The 17,398-nt window shown below is 54.6% G+C and carries 15 protein-coding genes and 1 pseudogene; 10 read left to right on the top strand and 6 right to left on the bottom strand.

Features of this window, described 5'->3' with window-relative positions:
- The first annotated feature begins 5 nt into the window (after positions 1-5).
- The 4 genes from BVC71_RS02040 (at position 6) to BVC71_RS02025 (ending at position 3,095) form a co-directional block, all read left to right on the top strand.
- A complete protein-coding gene (locus BVC71_RS02040; RefSeq protein ID WP_086449967.1) occupies positions 6-695 on the top strand; it encodes a TetR/AcrR family transcriptional regulator in 690 nt (229 codons plus the stop codon).
- A gap of 54 nt (positions 696-749) precedes the next feature.
- Entirely contained in the window at positions 750-1,658 is a 909-nt protein-coding gene (locus BVC71_RS02035; RefSeq protein WP_086449966.1) for an ROK family protein, read from the top strand.
- Positions 1,655-2,758 (top strand): N-acetylglucosamine-6-phosphate deacetylase, encoded by a 1,104-nt coding sequence (gene nagA / locus BVC71_RS02030; protein ID WP_086449965.1) that lies wholly within the window; start codon positions 1,655-1,657, stop codon positions 2,756-2,758. Before BVC71_RS02035 ends, nagA begins: the two co-directional genes overlap by 4 nt.
- A 136-nt stretch (positions 2,759-2,894) precedes the next feature.
- Entirely contained in the window at positions 2,895-3,095 is a 201-nt protein-coding gene (locus tag BVC71_RS02025; RefSeq protein ID WP_165767703.1) for a DUF1127 domain-containing protein, read from the top strand.
- Between the two features lie 52 nt (positions 3,096-3,147).
- Here BVC71_RS02025 and BVC71_RS02020 read toward each other — a convergent pair whose 3' ends face one another.
- Positions 3,148-3,903, bottom strand: coding sequence for a siderophore-interacting protein (locus BVC71_RS02020; protein WP_086449963.1), 756 nt, complete (start codon positions 3,901-3,903; stop codon positions 3,148-3,150).
- A gap of 436 nt (positions 3,904-4,339) precedes the next feature.
- Positions 4,340-4,993, bottom strand: a complete 654-nt coding sequence (locus tag BVC71_RS02015) for a TniB family NTP-binding protein (protein WP_276267618.1) — start codon at positions 4,991-4,993, stop codon at positions 4,340-4,342.
- 129 nt (positions 4,994-5,122) lie between these two features.
- Between BVC71_RS02015 and BVC71_RS02010 the strand changes: the two genes are divergently transcribed.
- Both BVC71_RS02010 and BVC71_RS02005 read left to right on the top strand, forming a co-directional pair.
- Complete coding sequence (locus BVC71_RS02010; RefSeq protein ID WP_086449961.1) at positions 5,123-5,935, top strand: class I SAM-dependent methyltransferase; 813 nt, start codon at positions 5,123-5,125, stop codon at positions 5,933-5,935.
- 179 nt (positions 5,936-6,114) lie between these two features.
- A pseudogene (locus BVC71_RS02005) lies at positions 6,115-6,748 on the top strand (tyrosine-type recombinase/integrase).
- Positions 6,749-6,866: 118 nt separating this feature from the next.
- Here the strand turns inward: BVC71_RS02005 and BVC71_RS15315 are convergent.
- On the bottom strand, positions 6,867-7,235 hold the full coding sequence (locus BVC71_RS15315) for a DUF6331 family protein (RefSeq protein ID WP_133064475.1): 369 nt from the start codon (positions 7,233-7,235) through the stop codon (positions 6,867-6,869).
- Between the two features lie 476 nt (positions 7,236-7,711).
- On the opposite strand from BVC71_RS15315, the gene BVC71_RS02000 reads away from it, so the two are divergent.
- Positions 7,712-8,596, top strand: coding sequence for a hypothetical protein (locus BVC71_RS02000; RefSeq protein ID WP_086449960.1), 885 nt, complete (start codon positions 7,712-7,714; stop codon positions 8,594-8,596).
- A gap of 300 nt (positions 8,597-8,896) precedes the next feature.
- Here BVC71_RS02000 and BVC71_RS01995 read toward each other — a convergent pair whose 3' ends face one another.
- From BVC71_RS01995 to BVC71_RS01985, 3 genes are all read right to left on the bottom strand, one after another.
- Complete coding sequence (locus tag BVC71_RS01995) at positions 8,897-11,062, bottom strand: TRAP transporter permease (RefSeq protein WP_086449959.1); 2,166 nt, start codon at positions 11,060-11,062, stop codon at positions 8,897-8,899.
- Between the two features lie 85 nt (positions 11,063-11,147).
- Entirely contained in the window at positions 11,148-12,122 is a 975-nt protein-coding gene (locus BVC71_RS01990) for a TAXI family TRAP transporter solute-binding subunit (protein ID WP_086449958.1), read from the bottom strand.
- Between the two features lie 124 nt (positions 12,123-12,246).
- A complete protein-coding gene (locus BVC71_RS01985) occupies positions 12,247-13,161 on the bottom strand; it encodes a LysR family transcriptional regulator (RefSeq protein ID WP_086449957.1) in 915 nt (304 codons plus the stop codon).
- A 194-nt stretch (positions 13,162-13,355) separates the two neighbouring features.
- On the opposite strand from BVC71_RS01985, the gene BVC71_RS01980 reads away from it, so the two are divergent.
- Genes BVC71_RS01980 through pyk form a run of 3 tightly spaced genes read left to right on the top strand, consistent with a single transcriptional unit; the run spans position 13,356 to position 17,142 of the window.
- Entirely contained in the window at positions 13,356-14,429 is a 1,074-nt protein-coding gene (locus BVC71_RS01980; protein ID WP_086449956.1) for a tartrate dehydrogenase, read from the top strand.
- Between the two features lie 10 nt (positions 14,430-14,439).
- On the top strand, positions 14,440-15,696 hold the full coding sequence (locus tag BVC71_RS01975; protein WP_086449955.1) for a glycerate kinase type-2 family protein: 1,257 nt from the start codon (positions 14,440-14,442) through the stop codon (positions 15,694-15,696).
- A gap of 33 nt (positions 15,697-15,729) precedes the next feature.
- Positions 15,730-17,142 carry a pyruvate kinase gene (gene pyk, locus BVC71_RS01970; RefSeq protein ID WP_086449954.1) on the top strand — a complete coding sequence of 471 codons (1,413 nt, stop codon included), beginning with the start codon at positions 15,730-15,732 and terminating at the stop codon, positions 17,140-17,142.
- The last annotated feature ends 256 nt before the right edge of the window (positions 17,143-17,398 follow it).

Raw genomic sequence — 17,398 nt, 5'->3', positions numbered from 1 at the left:
ACCCAATGATCAAAAATCGGACAGGCATTGATGCGCGGCTGATAGCCACCAAAAAGCGCCGCGAAAAAATGCGTGATCGCCTGATTGATGCAGCGACATTGGTTTTTGCCGAACGCGGGCCTGAAAACACAGTGATAGACCATATCGTGCTACAGGCTGGTGTCTCTCGCGGTAGTTTTTATAACTATTTTCGGTCTATCGAAGAACTGTTGGAAACAGCCAAACGGGAACTTGCCCAACAGATGATCCAGATCGTGACGCAAGTTGCGCTCACCAAAACCGATCCAGCAGAACAACTGGCGATCGGCATGGGCGGGTTCGTGAAAATCGCGTTGGACTATCCTATCTTTTTGCAGTTTTCGACCAAACTGGGCACGCGCGGATTAGGCGAAGGCAGCTATATCCGCACCACAGCGCCGCAGGTAATCCGCGCGGGAATAGAAACGGGTCGTTTCAATGAAATGCCAGAACAGACCGCAATCGATATTCTAGAGGCGATAGGCCTATCAATCATGCGCCGTCAGATAGAAAACGGCCACGTTGATGCCGAACCTTACATCGCCGCATTATTGCGTATGATGGGCCTATCCGAAGCCGAAGCCGAAACCATCGCGAACCGCCCGCTTCCAACGATCCCGATCCCAACCGATAGCTTAATCGCTCGCAGCGCCGCGCATTTGACAGCATCCCCCTGACCAACCGCGAAATTCTATGCTATTGCCGAAAACAGTTTTTACAAAGGCAACAGCATGACGACGTTCTGCGGTGGAATTGATCTAGGCGGCACAAAGATCGAAGCACGTCTATTTACTGGCCCGCAGGTCGAAAGCCACAGCTTTCACCGTATCGACACCCCGACCGATAGTTTTGACGCTATGGTCGCCGCGCTGATTGAACAGATTCACTGGCTATGGGGCCAAGCTGGCCAAGACATCCCCGTTGGCGTTTGTATGCCAGGCGTCATTGATCCGCGCAGTGGCGCGTGTCACGCAGCCAATATTCCTTGTAACGGGCAGTCTATTCAGGATGCGCTGCATCACAAATTGGGCAAAACATTGCCCGTTCTAAACGATGCTATGGCCTTTACCATGTCCGAGGCCCACCACGGCGCAGGCCACGGCGCGCAATCCGTATTCGGCCTAATTATGGGAACAGGTATCGGCGGCGGGTATGTCCTATCCGGCGACGCCGCTTTTCGGTACAACGGACTGTCTGTTGAAATCGGTCACATAGGCGTGCCTGCACGGGCGCTAGATCGCAATGGCTTGCCCAGCTTACCGTGCGGCTGCGGAAAATCGGGCTGCTACGAAACCTATATCTCTGGTCGTGGGCTAGAAAATCTGGCGAAGCACCTAACTGGATCCAAAATCGCTGCGCCTGAAATTTCCGACCATTCGTCATGTGATCAGATCATGAAAATATGGGCTGATATTGCTGCGGAATGTATCTACACCGCACAGTTCATGCTGGATCCCAGCGCGATCATTCTGGGCGGCGGCGTATCACGCATCGCTGGCGTCATCGACATGATTTACGATCAATTCGAAGATTTGCGGTTCGCAGACATCCCTGCCCCAACAATTGCCTTGGCTCAACACGGCGACAGTTCTGGCGCACGCGGGGCTGCAATTGCAGCGCAAAAGGCAGCTGCCGCATGACCGTAATAACGCCAAAATATTTCTATCACGCAGGACGGCTGCTAACCGGCAAAGCGATCACTGTCACTGACGGGATCATCCGCGAAATTTCAGCGGCAACCAGTATCGCCGATCAATCACCCTACATCCTGATGCCTGGGTGTCATGACATACAGGTCAACGGCGGCGGCGGTGTCATGGTCAATTCTGACCCATCGCCAGAAGGCCTGCGAAAAATTGCAGCCGCCCATGCGACATTGGGAACAACGGCGATCATGCCCACGGTCATCACAGATACCCCCGATGTGATTGATGCCGCGGCGGATGCGGCAATTGCCGTGCGTGATGATCCCAACCAATTAGGCCTTCATATCGAAGGGCCGCACATTGACGTGGAAAAACGTGGCACCCATAATGCCGACTATATTCGCCCCCTGGACGATCGGACCTTGGCGACGCTGGTTCGCCTAAGGCAAGCAGGCGTGACGGTGGTGCTGACACTAGCCCCCGAATTGGCCAGCCCAGAACAATTGGACGCATTGTCAAAACTGGGCGTTATCCTGTCAGCCGGACACTCCAACGCATCGGCAGAGCAAACGCGCGATGCCATGGATCACGGTGTGACCGTGTTCACCCATCTGTTCAATGCAATGCCCCAGATGAAATCACGCGCACCCGGCATTGTAGGCGCGGCGATTTTGTCGAATGCCTATTGCGGACTGATCGCCGACGGAATCCACGTCAGCTGGGACATGTTGCAAATTGCCATCGCGGCCCGCCCCGCAGCCAACAAAATGTTCTTGGTCTCTGACGCGATGGCCACAGTCGGTGGACCAGATCATTTCGACCTCTACGGAAAACGGATCACTATTCAAAACGGTCGTTTGATCAATGACGAAGGCGCTTTGGCAGGGGCGCATTTGGATATGGTCACGGCGCTGCGCAATCTGCACCAGAGCGTAGATGTCACGCTGGCAGAGTGCATTGCCATGGCCACAGACAATCCGCGCATGGCGATCGGATTGCTGCCTATCGATCCGATCGATAGGCCGATCGACCAATTCATAGCGCTAGACAGCGATCTAACCCTGACCGATTTGCATAGCGGCAATGCATTTTAGCGCAACGGCTTGCAATTGCTGCATGACGGCATTTCCAAATGCTGCGTAGCGGCATGATCCTAGACACCCTATATTTGGATCAACGGCGGGCAACAGCCTGCATAGTTTGATACAGATGATACGTCAGGATACGACAATGGCTACTTTCGCAAACGCCAATGAATTCGCAAACAAATCGTCGGTTTTCACCGCAGTGGCAAACGGCTTTGCTGCATTCGGTAAAGCACTGCAGCGTTCGGCAATGCGCCGCGCACTAAACGAACTGACTGACACCGAACTGGCATCGCTGGGCATGAACCGCGACCAGATCGAAGCACGCGCTGCTGCGCTGATCTAAAACATTTCAAAATGCGCGAAACGGGCGGCCAATTTGGCCGCCTTTTCTATTTTTAATCGACAAATTTTTCCGCAGCATCGGCAACGCCTTTGGTCCAATATCCCGCTGCTTTGATCCGGTTTTTCGGCCAACCGTTTTCTAACAGATAAGTCCGTAGAGTACGCGTCACCAACGATTCCGCCGCGATCCACACAAAACAATCAGCAGCCAAACTAACGGCTTTTAGCGCCTTAAGCAGAGGTTCAGCATCGGCGGCCTGATCGACAGGACGAACAATATAATCAATCGTTTGCGCCGCCTGAGTTTCAAACGTCTGCTGGTCAGCGGCATCTGGTATCGCAATGATGGCATGCACCGAGTCGCCTTTTTCCATTTCCTCGATGCGGCGACCAATCGCTGGCAGGGCTGTTTCATCACCAATCAACAGCCAATTGCGCACGTTGCGGATAACCTGAGATCCACGTGGACCGCCGATGTTCAACGTATCGCCAACCTGAGCCTTTTGGGCCCAATCCGTTGCAGGCCCTGCCTCGTGAACAGCGAAATCCAGAACCAATTGGCGTTTTTCTGTATCAAACGCCCGCGGCGTATAATCCCGCATCTCGCGGTCGCCGCCTTTGGTTTGAAAGAACAGCTTTACATGGTCATCTGGCGATGCACTGACAAAATTACCCAGATCCTCGCTGGTCAATGTGAACCGCAACATATGCGGTGTTAGTTCGATGCGATCCACAACGGTCAAAGTCCGGCGGTGCAATTCATGGCGCTGCCGATCGATATAGGGTTCATCAATTTCGATGGATGACATGGTAATTTCCTAACTGAACAACGGGCTAACCCCGCTATTTAGCAACAATAAGCTTCAGATGCCCTATTATCTGAGTTATTTTGTCAGAAATTCAAGTATCTTATTCATATATAAAATTCCCTTCAAAAATAGAAGGGGCTTTAATTTTGTCGTCCGACATAGATAGTCGAGACTGAGGCAAAATCCGCATAAATAAAGTCAATAACTTAGGTAAACGCGCGACATTTGACGATGCAGTTTCCGACATGGATTTCGCAACTTGCGTCACGAAAAAGGCGACCCAGAATAGGCATTTGCCGCAACCGTAGGACTACCGAAACAGTAAAAAGGCCGCCCGATTGGGCGGCCTTTTCGAGTTGGTTTGTAGTCGGTGTCGAAACTTACCTCTTCCGACGGCGCTTGACCTGGCGTTCTTCCTCGTACCGCTGAAGCGCGGTCATGGTGTCGATGAGCTTCCAATTTTCCGAGACAAATGGATTGAGCTCTTCGTCGCAATCCATCCGCATTTCGTAGGCATCTGCAAAATGCCCCGTCCGATCTCCTTTTCGCCCTCCGCCAAGCATTCGCCAATCGCTTCGATGGACATTTCCACCGCCACTCCGAAACGCCCAGCGGACGCGTGGATCAGAATCCCGACAAACTCGTCCATCGAAAGCATGCCGGGGTCAGTGAGATCAGCATCTTCAAACAGTTTCCCGAGGGTTTCACGCAGTGCCTTGCCATCGTCCTTGAACGTCATCGGTCGCATTTCCATGGGCCTCAACCGGCGCAGGAGGGTCTTGTCGCGATTGAGCAATTCTCTGTCTTCCGGCGTCGCGGTCATGATCAAGCAGACCGGCCATTCCTTGTGCTGCAACATGTTGCGGAAGATTTTCAGGAACGGATCCACGCTGTCCTTGGTCTTATAACGACCACTGTCCTGGACCTCGTCGAGGTGAACTGCGGCAACGCCACATTCCCTGAGATAGTTTATCACCAAGTCGGACAGGTAATCTTCGTCCCGACGACCACGTGCAGGATGCCCCAGCTCGCGCAAAATGGCATTGAGGGTTTCCTTCACCGTCGAGCGACCAGGAACGACAACACTCAGGATCCGTGTCCCGAATTGCCCTCCCCCGACTGTTTCGTCAGTGCGGGACTTTGTTGCCTTTCAACGTGACCTCTTGAAGGTCTACTATATGCTATCGCAAGATCAATGCTTTAACCAACGGTGCGCTCGATGTCAGAAATCACTCGTAAGGAGATCACCGCAGCGAACCGAGCTGCGTGGAACGCTTCGGCGCCTTTGCACGGAGAAGGCGATCAGTGGCAGCAGCTTCTTGAACATGCGGCGCAACCCGGCTTTTCGGTGCTCGACCCGTTTCTCACGGCCATACTGGAAGGGCTTGATCTCAAGGGAAAGTCCGCCGTGCAGATCGGCTGCAACAATGCCCGTGAGCTGATTTCCCTTGCTTCGCTCGGCATCCGACCCGAAATGGGCATCGATCAGGCAAGCGGTTTTCTTGCCCAGGCAAAGCGGCTTGCGGATGCAGCCGACCTAGATCTCCAACTGCTTGAAGCAGATGTCTACGACTTGCCTTCTGGCGTCGGCCAATTTGACCTAGTTCTTATCACAATCGGCGTTCTCAATTGGATGCCGGACTTGCCCGAATTCTTCCGCATCACCTCCGGACTTCTTGCACCAGGCGGGCGGCTGGTGATCTACGAGACGCATCCGTTTCTCGAGGTTTTCGATCCGGCGAGCGCCACGCCCTTCGAACCCGCCTTCAGCTATTTCGAGCGGCACCCGCAGGAGGTGACGGAAGCGATCACTTATGACGGCAGGGACCATGGCAAAGGCGAGACAGGTTACTGGTTCATTCACCCGCTCGGCGAAATCGTCACCGCCTGTGCGCGGTCAGGGCTTGGCATCGACGAACTCAAGGAATTTGCGCACACCATCCGAGAGCCGGAATATGACATCTACGACGGGCGTGCGGCTCAGATCCCGATGAGTTATTGCCTCGTGGCCCAAAAGGCGCCGCGCGCGTAGGCTCCAGAACAGTCATTCGCGCGCGGCGCAGCACATTGCAAGAAGGGCTTAAACCGGCCATACGGCGCCGCGGCACGCTTTGTTCGACTTGATCGCCTTTAAGCGTGGCGAGTGTGGTATGATCGGGTATCGGCATACTGCCGAAGACGTGGTGGGCGTGGTGGCTGGGAGTAACCACTATGACAACTACAAACCTGCCTGCCAGTCGTGCATGTCGCCCAGCTTGGAACAAGGGGCGGATCGTCAGACAGAAGCGACCGCTTGCGCCAAAAAAATGTATGGGCGATCCGGGTTCGCCTTGAGGTCGCGCAGAAAGTCCGAGAGCTGGCGCTATTCAATCTTGCCATCAACAGCAAGTTACGGGGCTGCGACTTGGTGAAACTAACGGTCGCTGACGTCTATGCTGCCGGACAGGTCAAGCACCGCGCTTACATCGTCCAAAGCAAGACGCGTAAACCGGTCAGCTTCGAGATCACCGAGGGAACGCGGAAGACCGTCGCAACATGGCTCGAAGAGCCGTTAATGTTAGGATCGGAACACTTGTGGCCGGGCCGCTTCCACGAGCGCTTTCATATTTCTACGAGGCAATACGCTCACCTAGTGCGTGAATGGGTGACCTCAATCGGCCTGGAGCCGAGCGCATATGGCACCCACTCCATGCGGCGGACCAAGGTGGCGCAGATATACCGCAAAACCGGCAACCTGCGCGCGGTTCAGCTTTTGTTGGGCCATACGAAAATGGATAGCACGGTTCGCTATCTCGGCGTTGAACTCGAAGATGCGCTGACCATCGCAGAGGCGGTGGATATCTGAACGCCTTAGGTCGTCGTAACAGACGGCCCGAAGCTGCCGTTTAGGTCACGGGCCTAATCAATCTTCGTTCAGAACGTCAGAAGCTCGGCGATCTTCCCAAACGAAAACTGGATCGCGCTCATCCGTCTGCTCGGTCTCGAGAATGGCTTTCCGCTAAAGCCACTTGACGCTCGAGCATTTCAGCCAAAATATCGACTCTCCGAGCTGTCATACGCTCGTTTAGTTCATGGATAGCAACACCGCGAGCACTCGCGCCATTTGATCCAAAATTTGATTTCAGTGTTTTGGCTTGTTCAATGATTTCCTGCGCAACACGTGATGGGGAACGAACATTTCTACTCATATAATATGAGGCGATGTGGACCGGAGAAAAGTCGCACGCATCCAGTCCACAACATTCTATCTCACACACTGTGGCACAGTATTTGGCCAGCGCTTCAAGATGTTTCTGCGGAGGTGCCGCGGATAGTACTGGCGTACGTTTCATGACAACTCCAACCTAGCAAAAGTCAAAACCTTTGCATTCAAAATAGACGCGACCTTCGCTTTTTGCATTGCAGAAAATCTGTAGCTTTGGGCGGTGAGCGGGCATTCCTGCGACCTGAATGGAACAAGTAATTTAGGCAAAAACCGCCGTTGGCGGGACTGTCGATGAGTAGCAGTAAGTCGCTTCAGAATAGATTCTGTTCAAAACGAAGATAAGAATGAAAGCATGTTTCGGATTGCGCCAATAAAGTTGGTCGTTTTATGTTCTAATCCGAGAACCTCATTGCTGTTTACGGATTAATAAGTGTCAAAAGTTACAATTAACGAGCGGGTCTTCGCCGCGCTCAACGCCAACTCCGAAGCTACAATCGACGAGCTTGTTCAAGATGATAAACGATCAACGGTGACTGCGGTTCGCACTTTTGGCGAAAGACGCGCCATAAAGCCTATAGATCTTCGTCAACTATTCCAGAGCCCGTGGAAGCTGCGAGAGCAATTCTAATCAAAGCAACGAAGCAAGGGTTAACCGAAGCTGAGGGTCGAGACCGCGCAATTGATGCCGGTGTCGTTCACTGGACAGCCTTTACCCAAGCAGCAAACGTCTATCGCGATTTTCGGCGCCAGCAGCCAAAGTTGAAAGGTTCTCGCGGAACTTGGACCGTTCTAACAGAAAACGGCTTGGAAATTCCTGCCTGCTATAATTCTCGAGTAGACTGGACCCAAGACCCCCCTGTTTATTTCGATGAATTTAAGAAAATCAGCAAAAAATATCATCGTTGGTTGTCTGCTTTCGAAAATGGCTACGCGGTTGTGCAAAAAGGGAAAGTCGAAGATGGCGTCGAAACGAGGGCTCGGGATAGCTATCTTGGCATTTATCGCATCGGGCATCTTGATGAGAAATTAACGTGCAACGGCGAAAGGGCGACCGTTTCCTTCGAATTAACCGAAGAAATGACCGAGGTCCCGACATCCGCATTGGGGCCTGATGAAGAACGCTTTGCTGGTGCCAGGTCCGAAGGTTTACGCAAAGCGCTACTCACTATCGCCTATAGAGCTGAGCGTACAACTCAGGAGGCAGGCAGAGAAAAAACAACAATTAGCAAGTGGAAGGAGTTTGGCTTTAAAAGTGCTGATGCCATGGCGGATCACTTGGAGGATCTTAATCATAGGCAAAAAGGTATGTGTGCATTATCGCAAGTTCAAATGTCACTCACCAAAGGAGACTGGTGTGTGAGTCCGGATCGCATAGAAAGCGATGGCCACTATACAGCGCATAACCTTCAGCTCGTCGCGAATTGCGTCAATTCAATGAAGGGAAGTACGCCGAATTCCCAATTTTTAGCTCAGTTAGAAAAAATCTGAAAAGCGGGAAGCGAATAAACTCGTGTGAGATTTGTGAGGTATGCTTCGGAGCAAAGGAAGCCATTGGCCGCGCTCGGCGGGAACGTCAGCTTAGGGCGGAAAGCGGTCGTTCGCCGCTATGCGGAGAATAGACTGTTGCTATGGTCTGCTCGCCGGTGTCGACGGTACCGACACCTCAGTGACGCTCTAATAGAGGCGAAGATACCAGTTGGGTAAGACAGTTTCGTCGCTCAGATCTGAAGCTGTTGGGAGCTTGAGGCAGCCGCAGTCGCAGCTGGCCGCCTCTGTAGTCTTTCATCATCACGAGGCCGCGTTTGTGGCCGCATTGCGCCTTTGATAGACAACCAGCAGGGTTGCGACGCCCAAGCCTATGGCGTCCGTCGACCATCCGCCTGCGATCATGAACAGCCCTGCGACCAGCACAAGGACGCGGACAGCGGTATTGGCGTGTCTCACCAGCCAACCCTGCACAGCGCACGAAAGCAGATAGACGCCAATCACTGCTGTTATGGCAATGTGGATGATTTCAATCCAGCTGCCCTGCAACAGCATCGCCGGAGAATAGAAGAACATGTAGGGCACCACGAAGGCCGCGAGACCGATCTTGAAGCTCTCGACGCTGGTTTTAACAGGGTCTGACCCCGCCAGTGCGGAACCGGCGTAGGCTGCCAAAGCCACAGGCGGTGTGATGGCTGACATGACTGCAAAGTAGAAGATGAACAAGTGCGCAATAAGCGGTTCGACGCCAAGGTTAACTACACCCGGTGCGATGACACTGGCCGCAACAGCGTAAGCGGCTGTTGTTGGCATCCCCATCCCCAATACGATGGAGACCACCATCGCAAAGAACAGCGCCAGAAGCTGGCTTTGATCCGCAAGCGTCAACAAGACTGTCGAGAACCGTGACCCAATCCCTGTCAAAGCGATGACCCCGACGATGATACCTGCCGTCGCGCAAACCGCGACAAGTTGCAAAACCATCCTCGCACCATTGTCCAGCGCGTGGAAAAGCTGCTTTGGCCCCATTTTGTGCGGTGTCAGCCACGACACAACAGCCGCAGTCATCATGGCGAGCGTGCCGCAGCGAATGACGGAATAGCCCGCAAAAAGCGCGGAAATCAGAACGATGATCGGCGTCAGTAGATAAATTTGACGCACCAGTACGCCGAACTTTGGCAGTTGGTCACGCGGCAGACCTTTCAGGTTCGCTTTTTGCGCGGCTAGATCGATCATGAAGTAAACCGAGATGAAATACAGCGCGGCGGGGATGATCGCGGCGGAAACAATGGCCATGTACGAAATACCGGTAATTTCAGCCATGATGAACGCACCAGCGCCCATAATCGGCGGCATGATTTGCCCACCAGTCGAGGCCGCAGCCTCGACCGAAGCTGCGGTCTGGGGCTTGTAGCCGACCTTTTTCATCATCGGGATCGTCAGGGACCCTGTGGCCACTACGTTGCCCGCGGATGTGCCGTTGATCATGCCCATCAGGCCGGATGCAAAGATCGCCACTTTGGCAGGGCCGCCACGTTTGTGACCGGCGGCAGCAAAGGCGAGGTTGACGAAGTATTCACCAACACGGGTGGTTTGCAAAAAGGCTGCAAAGATCACGAATAGGATGATATAGGTCGACGAAATCGCAATCGGCGCGCCCAAGATGCCGTTGTCGGTGTATATATAGGAAAAGAAGCGTTTGGCGTCGTAGCCACGGTGTTCAAAGATGCCGGGCAACCATGGGCCAAGGAAGGCATAGGCCACGAAAACACCGGCAATGATGACCAATGCCATACCGGCCAAACGTCGTGTCAGCTCGATGATCAGGATCACGCCGGTCACAGCCGCCCACATATCACCGGGCAAGGCCATAGGCATACCAGCGCGCAACTGGAGTTGGCGGGCGAAGAAGATCAGGTAAGCGGTCGCGACAACGGCGGCCACGGCCAGAAGGATGTCAGCGATTGCGAACTGGCGACGATCACGCTGCGGGAAAAACCATCCATGCAAGACCGCCAGAGCGGAGCCCAAGACCAAAGGAATCCCAAACGTCGACATGGCCCAAGCAGGCGGTAGGGCATTGCCCATAGCGCGACCGTTGATCCAGATCGCGGCAACAGCGACAGCACCATAAAGGATACCCGCGCCAGCCAGCGCCAGTAGCCCAAGCGATAGAGGACTGCGAGCCTTTTCAGCGCTAGACCCTGACATGGATGTTGCACCGAACAGCAGAAAACCAAGAAACAGGCCGCCGCCCACATGACTAAGGCGGTAGGCCCATGTCTCAAGCGGGTAGACGTTCATGACCAAGAGGTGAAAGACGGAATAGGCGACGCATAGTCCAGCGACGACCATGTTGCGTGTTCCTCCAAAGTCCCGTTGATTTCTTGTCAAAGCCTCTTCATCTACTTTTGCCTTTGCGGTTTCCTGTTCGATTACAGATAGGTCGGCGTCTGGGGAGTTTGTCATTTTGGGCGGCCCGAAAAAGGGGTGGAAGAAAAACGCGGGCGGGAAAAAGTTCAACCGCCCGCGTCAAAATCAGATCGAAAACTGATTATTTCAGTTCGTCAGCGATCTCATAGCCGTTCTCTTCAAACCAGCGCACAGCACCGGGGTGGAAGGGAACAACAGCGTTCTTCACGACGTTTTCTGCCAGTGTCTCACGGGCGGCGGCGTGGTTTTGAACCATACGGTCGTGGTTTTCCATGGCCAGTGCTGTAATCTCGTAGGCCAAGCTTTCTGGCATGTCCTGGTGAGCGATGGCGAAGTTCCAAAGGGATACAGTCTGTAGATCCTCTGGCTGATCCTCATAAGTGTCTGCAGGAATGGTGAACGGAGCCATAGCAGGCACGATTTGCATCATTTGATCCAATGTCTCTTCATCCATTGAAATGAAGCGCACGTCATTCTCGACAGCCAGCTGTGCATAGGCACCTGTTGGCAAGCCCGCAGCATAAACGAAAGCATCGATCAGGCCGTCTTTTAGCTGCCCAGCTGTATCTGAACCACCTGCGTTGGAAATGGTTACGCCATCGTAGCCTTCAGCGTTTTCAAAGAAGCGTGTCCAGTAGGTTGCAGATGTGCCGCCAGCAGGGCCAACACCAACGCGCTGCCCAGCCATATCCTGAAAGCTCATAATGTCAGAGCTAGCAAGGACAGCCGCCTGCAACGGTGTCTGGTACATCGGGAACAGCGCACGTACGTTTTCATGCGGAACACCTGGCATCAGCGGGCTTTCGCCGCGGCGGGCTTCGTCGGCGGGCCCAAGGGTTACGAAGCCCATTTGATGTTCGCCTGTCTCAACCAGAGTAACGTTCTGAACAGGGCCACCGGTGATCTCGACGCCGGCATTCAGGTTCAGCGCTTCGCTGATCATGGCGCCGAAACCACTGCCGTAAGTAAAGTATGTGCCACCTTGGCTACCAGTGCCGATTGTCAGGCTGTTCGGCCATCCGTCACGATCCTGCGCGGATACGGGCAACGCGATGGCAGCACAAAGAGCCGCTGCTGTAAAAGTTGCGAATTTCATGGGTGTTCCTCCTCCAAGGTATATCCTCCAATGCGCCTCCGGATACGGAATGCATCTATCAGCATGATGGGAAGAACCACGTCATATCGCTATGCGCCAGAATTTATATTCAAAACTGATACAATCAAGCAGTGCGTTCTAGTTCGGGCAACTTCTTATCGAGAATAGAAAGAAAGGCATCCCGCCTTTCGTCGCGGGTGCCACGTGTCCAGGCCGCAGCTAAGATTAGTTTTGAGCGGGTCGTACCCTGCGGGATTGAAAGCGGCACAAAAGCGACGCCAGGCACCTGAAATCGCGACGTCCAGCGTGGTACAATCGCGAGCCCCGTGCCTGCGGCCACAAGGTTAACAATTGTCTGCTTTTCCTCGGCGATCTGCGCGATCCGAGCGGTCAAGCCGACGTCAACGAACAACTTGATCGTAAGGTCGTGTGAATGCGGGCGTGACCGGCGATCGGGGACGATAAGTGGTTCATCAGCCAAATCAGAAATCGCAATAGAGTCTTTGTCTGCCAAACGGTGTGACACCGGCAAAGCAACGACGGCCGTTTCGAAAAACAGCGTTCGAAAGTTAAGCCGCTGATCGCGCACATCTGGTGGGCGACAAAACGCAATATCAATGGACCCGCTCAACAGTTTGGGCAGAAGGTGAATCGTCTTTTGCTCGAACAACTGGATATCAAGATCCGGAAGCTCCTCGCGTACCATCTTTAGCAGTTGCGGCATTAGCCCCGCTGCGGCACTGTCGATTGCACCGACCCTTAGGACAGGCGTTTCGGACTTTCTGACATCCCTGATCTTGGTCTCAAGACGTTCGGCTTGCGCGACCAAAGCTCTGGCGTCTTCCAGAATGCTGTTGCCGGCCTCCGTCAGCGAGACCGACCGGGTGGTACGCACAAAGAGGCGGGTCTCGAGCTTGTCTTCGAGCAGACGAATTTGACGCCCCAAAGAGGCTGGCAATATATCGAGAGACTGCGCTGCCCTGCCAAAATGAAGGGTCTCGGCCACGGCAAGAAAACTTTTGATTTGCGTAATGTCCAAAGCCAGGTCCCCACAGCACTATTTCACATCAGTATATAATCCTGTGTCGATTGAGCGCAACGATTTAGGAAAGGTAGCTTCACGACAGGTGCCGGACAGACATCACAGATCGAAGGCAACACGAAGACCGTGTGGCTTTCGTTCTCAATCGTCAATCCGTTGTCGCGCAGAACTTATTAGATCGGAAGAACGCCATGAAAACATACAAGATCGCTTCAATTCCTGCTGATGGTATCGGGCCGGAAGTTATCGCCGCAGGTCACCAAGCGCTCGAGGCACTTGCGCGCCGCGATGGTGGTTTTGCGTTTGATGTCACTGAGTTTGATTGGAGTTCAGAGCGTTATAAGCGCACAGGCGCGCTGATGCCTGAAGACGGGACCGAACAACTAAAGGCGTTCGACGCAATATTTTTCGGCGCGGTTGGTGCGCCGGATGTGCCGGATCACCTGACACTTTGGGGGCTGCGCCTCCCGATCTGCCAAGGGTTTGATCAATACGCCAACGTGCGCCCCACGCGTATTCTGCCCGGTATTTCCGCCCCGCTAGAGGGTGTAGGCCCCGGCGATCTGGACTGGGTGATTGTGCGCGAAAACTCCGAAGGGGAGTATTCTGGTGTCGGTGGCCGTGCCCACAAAGGTATGCCCGAAGAGGTCGCGACCGAAGTTTCGATCTTTACCCGCGTCGGGGTTGAGCGGATCATGCGATATGCGTTCAAGCTGGCGCAATCCCGTCCCCGCAAGTTCCTGACCGTTGTAACCAAGTCCAACGCGCAACGTCACGGCATGGTCATGTGGGACGAAATTGCAATGGAAGTGTCCAAGGACTTCCCTGATGTGGAATGGGATAAGATGCTGGTAGATGCAATGACCGTGCGCATGGTCAAAGACCCCAAATCTCTTGATACGATCGTTGCCACCAACCTGCATGCAGACATCTTGTCAGATCTGGCTGGCGCCTTGGCGGGCTCGCTTGGTGTGGCGCCAACAGCCAACATCGACCCCGAACGCCGCTTTCCTTCGATGTTTGAACCGATCCACGGCTCGGCCTTTGATATCACGGGCAAAGGCATCGCCAACCCAGTCGCAACGTTCTGGACTGCCAGCCAGATGTTAGAACATCTGGGTGAAAGCGCGGCTGCACAACGCCTGATGCGGGCGGTCGAAAAGGTTTGTGCCGATGGTATCATGACCCCCGATGTGGGTGGCACGGCGAAAACGCAGGACGTCACTGATGCGGTCTGCGAAGCGATCCGCGGCGAAAATATCTAAAGGCAGACATATGACCGATGACGATGCAACGGCGCTTTTGCGTCGAATGATGGCGGCTGCCATTGAGGCTGCTGATCCGGCGGCTGTTCTGGCCGCGCACCTCCCAGAGAAACCAACAGGCCGCTGCATCGTTGTCGGCGCAGGTAAATCCGCCGCAGCCATGGCCCAGGCTCTTGAGACGGCCTGGCCCGACGTCGACATCTCAGGCGTCGTCGTCACGCGCTACGAACACGCTGTGCCGACTAAGAAGATCACAGTTCGTGAGGCCGCCCATCCGGTACCTGACGCGGCCGGTCTGGCCGCCGCCCGCGAAATTATGGAGACTGCGGCCGCGGCTGGCGAAGGCGACCTTGTGATCGCGTTGATATCAGGGGGTGGGTCCTCGCTGATGCCAATGCCGGTTGCCCCGCTGACCTTGAATGAAAAGATCATCGTCAACAAAATGCTGCTTTCGTCGGGACTGACGATTGAAGACATGAACAAGGTTCGACGCCGGCTTTCACTAGTCAAAGGCGGTGGGCTTGCCCGTGCGGTGCATCCAGCCAAATTGGTTACCTTGGCAATATCGGATGTCCCGGGCGACGATCCAGCCGCAATTGCATCGGGTCCCACGGTTCCGGACCCGACTGCGGGCGAAGATCTTAGCCCTATTGTCGACCGCCTTGGCCCGGATCTGCCCCACGTCGCGCGCAGTATCCTGCTGACGCCCACAAAAGAGCAGACACCCTTTGATGTGGACTACCGGCTTATCGCCACGCCCCAACTGTCACTTGAGGCCGCAGCCCGTGTCGCCCGCGAGGCTGGTCTGGCGCCGACTATCCTTGGCGACGCCCTTGAAGGAGAGGCGCGTGAATTGGGCATTGCAATGGCGGGGATGGCGACATGGATCGCACGTCAAAAAGCGCCTTCATCCCCTCCGGCTATTTTGCTGTCGGGCGGTGAAACGACCGTTTCAATCGGCGGTAAAAAGCCTGGTCGGGGGGGGCGGAACACCGAATTTCTTCTCAGCCTTGCGGTCGCGCTGAACGGGCACGCCAACATTCATGCGCTGGCGGCAGACACCGACGGTATCGACGGCACTGAAGACGCAGCTGGAGCCATCATCGGGCCGGACACGCTGGCCCGGGCCCAACGGGTTGGCATGAGCCCTAAGCACCATCTGGTGCGACACGACAGTTACACCCTGTTTGACGCCACGGGCGATCTGATCCGAACCGGACCAACCCTTACCAATGTCAATGATTTTCGCGCTGTGCTTGTTCGTTGACATCTCCTAACGACCCACCCCAAAGGACACCCCATGATCCGTTCCAGACGTGCCAAGATCGTTGCCACAGTTGGCCCAGCCAGCGCTTCGCCGTTCATGTTGCGCAACCTGTTTAACGCAGGCGTCGACACGTTTCGCCTGAACTTCAGCCACGGTGAACATGACATTCATGCCGCAACAATTGCGGCCATACGCAAGCTGGAAAACGAAATTGGAGCGCCCATTGGTATTTTGCAGGACTTGCAGGGACCAAAGATCAGGCTTGGACGCATCAAAAGCGGATCACGCATTCTGGACCGGCACGAGAAGGTCTGTTTCCTGCCATCGGAAACGGTTGAGGACGAAACATGCTTACCCCTCCCGCACCCAGAAATTTTTGATGCCATTGAACCGGGCCACCGTCTTTTCATTGATGATGGTCGGATCCGCCTCAGGATCTCGGACAAGCAGGTGGGCTGGATTGAGGCCGAAGTTCTGGAGGGAGGAAAGGTCAGCGATCGCAAGGGGGTCAACCTGCCTGATTGTATCTTGGATTTGCCCGTCCTGACCGAGAAGGACCGCGCCGACCTTCAATTTGGGCTGGACAACGGTGTGGATTGGGTGGCGTTGTCTTTTGTGCAAAAAGCCACTGACCTTGATGAAATTACTGCAATTATCGACGGCCGTGCTGGCTTGATCTCGAAAATAGAAAAGCCCTCCGCACTGGAAGAAATTGAAGGGATCGTTGATAAATCTGACGCGATCATGATTGCGCGGGGCGACCTTGGCGTCGAAATACCTCCTGAGGACGTGCCCGCTCGACAAAAAGAAATCATCGCTCTGTGTCGACGCGCCTGCCGCCCGGTCATTGTGGCGACGCAGATGCTCGAATCTATGGTTACTTCCCCGACACCGACCCGTGCCGAAGCGTCAGACGTGGCCACGGCCATTTACGACGGCGCCGACGCGGTAATGTTATCGGCCGAAAGTGCTACAGGTGACTTCCCCTCAGAAGCTGTCGAAGTGATGGATCGGATCATTCGCTCGACCGAGGGGCATAGTTTTTACGCGGCGGCCATGTCTTCATCGCGCGAAGCCTGCCTAAGCGATGCAGATGCGATTGCCGACACGGGTGCGACACTGGCCTGCGCCTTGAATGCTGTCTGCATCACGGCCTATTCAATGACCGGTTTAACAGGGCTGCGGGTCTCTGCGCGCCGCCCGAAATTGCCCCTCGTGATCATGACCCGCGATCTATGTGTGGCACGTCGCATGGCGTTGGTCTGGGGCGCGCGATCTGTCTTGGAAGCCTCAGCCGTCGATTACGACAGCATGGTAGAAACAGCCAAGGCAGAATGTCGACAGCTATTGCAACCAGAGTCTGGTGAAAAAATGGTAGTCCTATCTGGCGTTCCATTCGGCCAGATCGGTAGCACAAACAATATTCGCGTCGCTACAGTACGATAGAACTGCCCACGCGAACGTTGAGTTCTAAAGCCATACCCTCAAGTATGTGCCGATCCTGAGGCTTTAACGAAATACCTTAAATGCAGTTGGATAAGCTTAGCTGCGGTGCAGCGTTAACAGACGAATTGAACGGCAGCAATGGGCCGTCAGCGTCCGCCATCCTGTTGCGTCAGAGCGCGGGTCCCGCCGCGCCGCCGCAGGACCGCTTCAAGCCCATTTTATTCGATGCTGCGAAATGCGCGACCGCATCGCGCTT

Origin of the sequence: Marivivens niveibacter, from assembly GCF_002150005.2 — a bacterium.
Taxonomy (GTDB): Bacteria; Pseudomonadota; Alphaproteobacteria; order Rhodobacterales; family Rhodobacteraceae; genus Marivivens; species Marivivens niveibacter.
The sequence above is the reverse complement of the archived record's forward strand: the minus strand, read 5'-3'. Positions and strand labels throughout refer to the sequence as shown.